Genomic DNA, 6,269 nt, shown 5'->3' on the forward strand with positions numbered 1-6,269 from the left:
CCCTTCGTCGTGGCTTTTCCCCAGGGGTCACACCCGTTCCCATCCCGAACACGGCCGTTAAGACCTGGAGGGCCGATGATACTGCGCATCACATGCGTGGAAAAGTAGGTCGCTGCGACGTTAAAACGAACGGGTCACCCCACGAGGTGACCCGTTTTTGCGTACCGAACCCCCGCATCCGCGGGGGTTTTTGCGTTTCGCGCCGGATACACTGGGACCACCGCATGGAGGCATTGATGGGTAAGGGTGTTTACACCTTCGGGGGTAACCGCAACGAGGGAGGCGCAGCCATGCGCAACCTGCTCGGTGGGAAAGGCTGCAACCTGGCCGAGATGGCCGGCCTCGGCATCCCCGTCCCTCCAGGCTTTACGCTAACCACTGAGCAGTGCAACGCATACTACACCAATGGCCGACAGCTGGTGAATGAGCTGAAGGCGGAAGTCATGGACGCCTTGCGTTGGCTGGAAGGCGCTCGCGGCTGCGGCTTCGGTTCCACCGAGAACCCACTGCTGCTCTCTGTGCGCTCCGGCGCGCGCGTGTCGATGCCCGGCATGATGGACACCGTCCTGAACCTAGGGCTCAATGACAAGACAGTGCTGGCCCTCGAGAAGGCCAGTGGCAACCCCCGGTTCGCCTGGGATTCCTACCGCCGCTTCATCACGATGTACAGCAACGTGGTGCTTGGGGTTGAGCATGCGCTCTTTGAAGCGGAACTTGAGCGCACCAAGGAACGGCTTGGCAAGCACCTGGATACGGACCTGAGTGCAGAGGACTGGAAGGTGCTCGTTTCCGCCTTCAAGGACATCGTCTTTGAAGAATCGGGACATCCATTTCCGCTGGACCCCATGGACCAGCTTTGGGGCGCCATCCGCGCCGTCTTTGAGAGCTGGAACACGGGGCGGGCCATCACTTACCGCCGCCTCCACCGCATTCCTGATGATTGGGGTACCGGCGTCAATGTCCAGAGCATGGTTTTCGGAAACATGGGGGAGGACTGCGGAACGGGCGTCGCCTTTACGCGCGACCCGTCCACCGGCGAGCGTCTGTTCTATGGTGAGTACCTCATCAATGCCCAGGGAGAGGACGTGGTGGCGGGCATCCGCACGCCTCAGCCCATCACTCGGTCCCAGGCCGAAGGCACCGGATTGAAGAGCCTGGAGGAGGTCATGCCGGACTCCTTCAGGGAACTGGATGCCACCTGCCAGCGATTGGAAACCCACTTCAAGGACATGCAGGATATCGAGTTCACCATCGAGCGCGGCAAGCTCTACCTGCTCCAGACACGCAACGGCAAGCGCACCGCCATGGCCGGCATCCGCATCGCCATCGACCTGGTGGACGAAGGCCTCATCGACAGCAAGACCGCCCTCAAGCGCATCGATGCGGACAGTCTTTCCCAACTGCTGGCCCCGGTCTTCGATCCTCGGGAGAAGGACCGCCTGCGGAAGGAGGGGAAGCTGCTCACGAAGGGGCTGAATGCCGGACCTGGCGCTGCCACCGGGCTTATCGCACTGACCGCCGCCCAGGCCGAGAAGATGGCCCAGGAGGGTCCCGTGGTGCTGGTGCGCGTCGAGACCAGTCCAGAGGATATCTCGGGCATGATCGCCTCCCAGGGCATCCTCACCGCCCGCGGCGGCATGACCAGTCACGCGGCCGTGGTGGCCCGCGGCATGGGCAAGCCCTGCGTCTGTGGTGCCTCTGCGGTCCAGATCGATCTGGCCCGGGGCATCGTGAGAGTCGGCGAGAAGGAGTTGAAGGCTGGCCAGGACTGGATCTCCATGGATGGCTCCACCGGCGAGGTGTTCGTCGGCAAGCTCAGCGCCCACCCTTCCGAAGTCAACCAGGTGCTGGTCGATGGACGGCTGAAGGCCGAGGACAGCGAACTCTACCAGCGCTTCGCCAAGATCATGGCCTGGAGCCACGCGGCCAAGCGCCTGAAGGTGCGTACCAACGCGGACACGCCCCACGATGCGGCCGTGGCCCGCGCCTTCGGGGCCGAGGGCATCGGCCTCTGCCGCACGGAGCACATGTTCTTCGAGGGCGACCGCATCATCGCCGTGCGGGAGATGATCCTCGCCACGGACATTGAGGGCCGCAGGAAGGCGCTGGCCAAGCTGTTGCCCATGCAGCGCGAGGACTTCGAGGGCATCTTCACGGCCATGAATGGCCTGCCCGTGAACATCCGCCTGCTGGATCCGCCCCTCCATGAGTTCCTGCCCCAGGATGAGCCAGGCCAGAAGGAGATGGCCGAGGTGCTGGGTGTGGACCTCGGCACCGTGGAACGACGCGTGGCCCAGCTGCACGAGTTCAACCCTATGATGGGCCACCGGGGCTGTCGCCTGGGCATCACCTTCCCCGAGATCATCCGCATGCAGGTGCGGGCCATCGCCGAGGCCGCGCTGAATGTGGCTGCCAAGGGCATCACGGCCGTGCCCGAGATCATGGTGCCCCTCATCGGTACCGTGCGGGAACTTGCATACACGAAGACCGAGATGCTGGATGAAATCGCCCAGGTGAACAAGGAGCGCGGCACCCAGTTCGCCTGTCCCATGGGCACCATGATCGAGATTCCCCGCGCAGCCATCACCTCCGACAAGATCGCCGCGGAGGCAGAGTTTTTCAGCTTCGGAACCAATGACCTCACCCAGATGGGCTTCGGCTTCAGCCGGGATGACGCCGGCAGCTTCCTGCCGGAATACGTCGGCAAGAAGATCCTGGAGGACGATCCCTTCCAGAGCCTCGACCAGGAGGGCATCGGCGAGCTGGTGCGCATCTCCTGCGAGAAGGGCCGAGCCACCCGCCCGGGCATAAAATTGGGCGTTTGTGGCGAACATGGCGGTGACCCCCGCAGCGTGGGCTTCTTCCACCGCGTGGGCCTCGACTACGTGAGCTGCAGCCCCTACCGGGTGCCCATCGCCACCCTGGCTGCGGCCCAGGCCGCCCTGGAACAGTAGCCGCCCGGATCAGCTATCCTGTTAAGGCCGCGCCACGCGCGGCCTTTTTGTCGGATTCCCCATGGCCAAGACCACCAGCGACCAGCCCGAGATCATCTACTCGATGATGCGGGTCAGCAAGATCTACAACAACAAGCCCGTCATCAAGGACATCTCCCTCAGCTATTTCTACGGAGCCAAGATCGGCGTGCTGGGCCTGAATGGATCCGGCAAGAGCACCGTGCTGCGCATCATGGCGGGCGTCGATCACGACTTCAACGGTGAGGCGGTGCTCAGCAAGGGCTACACCACGGGCATCCTGGATCAGGAACCCCTGCTCGATCCCGGCAAGACCGTGCGCGAAATCGTTGAGGAGGGCGCCGCCGAGCAGGTGGGCTGGATGAAGGAATATAACGAGATCGGGGACCAGTTCGCCGATCCCGACGCCGACATGGATGCGCTGCTGGCGCGGCAGGGCGAGCTGCAGGAGAAGATCGACGCCCACGACTGCTGGGACCTCGACTCGCGGTTGGAGCAGGCCATGGACGCCCTGCGCTGCCCCGATCCCGACACCAGGATCGAGGTGCTGTCCGGGGGGGAACGTCGGCGTGTGGCGCTCTGCAGGCTGCTCTTGCAGCAGCCTGACATCCTGCTTCTGGACGAGCCCACCAACCACTTGGATGCCGAGTCAGTGGCCTGGCTGGAAAAGCACCTGCAGGATTACAAGGGCACGGTCATCGCCGTCACCCACGATCGCTACTTCCTGGACCACGTGGCCGGCTGGATCCTCGAGCTGGATCGTGGCGAAGGCATCCCCTGGAAGGGGAACTACTCCAGCTGGCTTGAACAGAAACACGCGCGCCTGGCCCGCGAGGAGAAGTCCGACCAGAAGCGCCAGAAGACCCTGGAGCGCGAACTGGAGTGGATCCGCATGTCGCCCAAGGGCCAGCATGCGAAAAGCAAGGACCGCATCGCCAACTACGAGCGGCTTGCCGGCGAGGAGGGGCGCCAGAAGGAGCAGGAACTGGAGATCTACATCCCCAGCGGCCCGCGCCTGGGCGACCTGGTGGCGGAGTTGAACGGCGTTTCCAAAGCCTATGGCGACAAGGTGCTCTTCGAGAACCTGAGCTTCGCCATTCCCCGTGCCGGCATTCTGGGCGTCATCGGCCCCAACGGCGCCGGCAAGTCCACGCTGCTGCGCCTGCTGACGGGCCAGGAGCAGCCCGATGCGGGCAGCATCCGCCTCGGCGAGACCGTCCGCATGGCCTATGTGGATCAGCTCCGGGCCAACCTCAACCTGGAGAAGAATGTCTTCGAGGCGGTGTCTGGCGGCTACGAGCAGATCGAGCTGGGTGGCAAGCTCATCAACGCCCGCGCCTGGCTGAGCCGGTTCGGTTTCAGCGGCGACTCCCAGCAGAAGAAGATCTCCGAACTGAGCGGCGGGCAGCAGAACCGTCTGAACCTGGCCCTCACCTTGAAGAGCGAAGCCAACCTGCTCTTCTTCGACGAGCCCACCAACGACCTGGACGTGAACACCATGCGGGCGCTGGAAGAGGCCATCGAGTCGTTTGCCGGAAGTGCCGTCCTGGTGAGCCACGACCGCTGGTTCCTGGACCGCCTGGCCACCCACATCCTGGCCTTCGAGGGCGACTCCCAGGTGCAGTTCTTCGACGGCAACTACAGCCAGTACGAGGAGTACCGCAAGGACGTGCTGGGCTTGAAGCCCTTCGATCCCCACCGCATCAAGTACCGCAAGCTCACACGATGACGGATTCCGTTTCCAGGGCCTCTGGCCTCACCCTCCTGGCGGCCCTGGGTGGTCTCATCCTGGGGTGTGTTGCTCTGTGGGTGGGCGTGGCCGAGGGCGCCGTGGCCCTCTGGGGTTTCGGCGCAGCATGCCTCCTGCAGGTGCCGCCAGCCCTGAGCCTGCACCAGCGCATCCTGGCGGGCCTCGGAAACAGCGGTTTGGACCGGGAGCGCCTCACGCTCCGGAGCGTCAGTTTTCTCCTGCGTCTCCTGGCCTTGGGGATGGCCATGGCCTCCATCTCTGCGCTGCTGGGGGAGCGCGCGCCTCAGGCCGGCCTGGTTTCCCTGGGGATGGCGACCCTGGCCGTGGGCGGCCTGACGATTTTGTGGCGTTTGAAGCTCCCCATGGTGGGTCTCCATCCGGCCTTGGCGCTGGACGCCAACCGGGCCCGCACCCTTTCAGCCCTGGCGGTTCTCTTGCTGGCGGCAAACGTCCTGGGGCGCTGGTTTCACTGGGCCGATGCCACGGTCAGTCTGGTGATGGCGGTGGGGTTATTCCTGGATGGGCGATCCATGGGCAAGGGCACCACCCTGGCGCCGGCCGCCTGTGGGGGGGGCTGCGGCGGCTGCGGGTGATCCGCGCCCTGGAACTGTTCTCGGGCCTGGGGGGCTGGCGCTGCGCCCTTGGAGACCGGGGCAGGGTGGTGGCCGCCTACGATGTCAGCGAGGCGGCCAACGCCACCTACGCGCTCAACCATGGCGACGTCCCCAAGGCCCGGGAGCTGGCCACCGTGCCCCAGGCAGAGCTGGAGGCCCACGCCGCCGATAGCTGGCTCCTGAGCCCGCCCTGCCAGCCATTCTGCCGCATGGGCAACCACCTAGGACTGGAGGACCGGCGCTCCCTGGCCTTCCTCCACCTCATGGAGATCTTCCGCCAGACCCTCCCCGAGCATCTGGTGCTTGAAAACGTGGCGGGCTTTCTGGATTCAGACGCCCACGCACTGCTATCGGACCGCCTCCGTGCCCACGGCATGCATCAGCTGGACCTCCAGGCCTGTCCCAGCCACTTCGGCCTGCCCAATCAGCGGCCCAGGGTGTTCATCGTGGCCTCGCGGAAGCCCCTGAAGGCCCTGCCGCAACCGCAGCTCCCGACCCGCCCCATCTCGGATTTCCTGGATGCGGTGGAGGACGAAGGGCTGTACCTCCGCGCCTCCAAGGATGCCCGGCACCACCAAGGCCTGGATCTGGTCGAAGCGGGCGATCTGCGCAGCGCCTGCTTCATCGGTGGCTATGGACGGCGCTTCGTGGGCAGCGGCTCCTTCCTGAAAACGGAGCGTGGCGTGCGCCGCTTCTCGCCTTCTGAGGTGGCGCGGCTCTTGGGTTTGCCCGAGGGATTCCGGTTTCCGGAGGCCCTGTCCCTGGAGGCCCGCTACCGGCTGCTGGGCAATAGCCTCTCGATCCCTGTGGCCGCCTGGGCCCTGGATCATCTGTAGAATTAGGCCATGCGCCTTCTGTTGTCCGCCTTCGCTCCGGAACTGGGCCCCCTCGCGGTGGACACGCCGCTCGGCTGGGAGGTGGCCACGGTGGGCG

General features: G+C 65.1%; 4 protein-coding genes and 1 rRNA gene. All 5 read left to right on the forward strand.

The window, feature by feature from the left end; translation table 11 throughout:
- Window positions 1-5: 5 nt before the first annotated feature.
- The 5 genes from rrf (at window position 6) to WAS25_RS13315 (ending at window position 6,172) form a co-directional block, all read left to right on the forward strand.
- A 5S ribosomal RNA gene (gene rrf / locus WAS25_RS13295) occupies window positions 6-121 on the forward strand.
- 115 nt (window positions 122-236) lie between these two features.
- Entirely contained in the window at window positions 237-2,954 is a 2,718-nt protein-coding gene (gene ppdK / locus WAS25_RS13300) for a pyruvate, phosphate dikinase (RefSeq protein ID WP_422312891.1), read from the forward strand.
- A 61-nt stretch (window positions 2,955-3,015) separates the two neighbouring features.
- A complete protein-coding gene (ettA, locus tag WAS25_RS13305) occupies window positions 3,016-4,701 on the forward strand; it encodes an energy-dependent translational throttle protein EttA (protein ID WP_422312893.1) in 1,686 nt (561 codons plus the stop codon).
- Complete coding sequence (locus WAS25_RS13310; RefSeq protein ID WP_422312895.1) at window positions 4,698-5,315, forward strand: hypothetical protein; 618 nt, start codon at window positions 4,698-4,700, stop codon at window positions 5,313-5,315. The genes ettA and WAS25_RS13310 overlap by 4 nt, the downstream gene beginning before the upstream one ends.
- Entirely contained in the window at window positions 5,312-6,172 is an 861-nt protein-coding gene (locus tag WAS25_RS13315; protein WP_422312897.1) for a DNA cytosine methyltransferase, read from the forward strand. Before WAS25_RS13310 ends, WAS25_RS13315 begins: the two co-directional genes overlap by 4 nt.
- Window positions 6,173-6,269 lie beyond the last annotated feature (97 nt).

It is taken from the genome of Geothrix sp. (assembly GCF_049292215.1).
Lineage (GTDB): Bacteria > Acidobacteriota > Holophagae > Holophagales > Holophagaceae > Geothrix.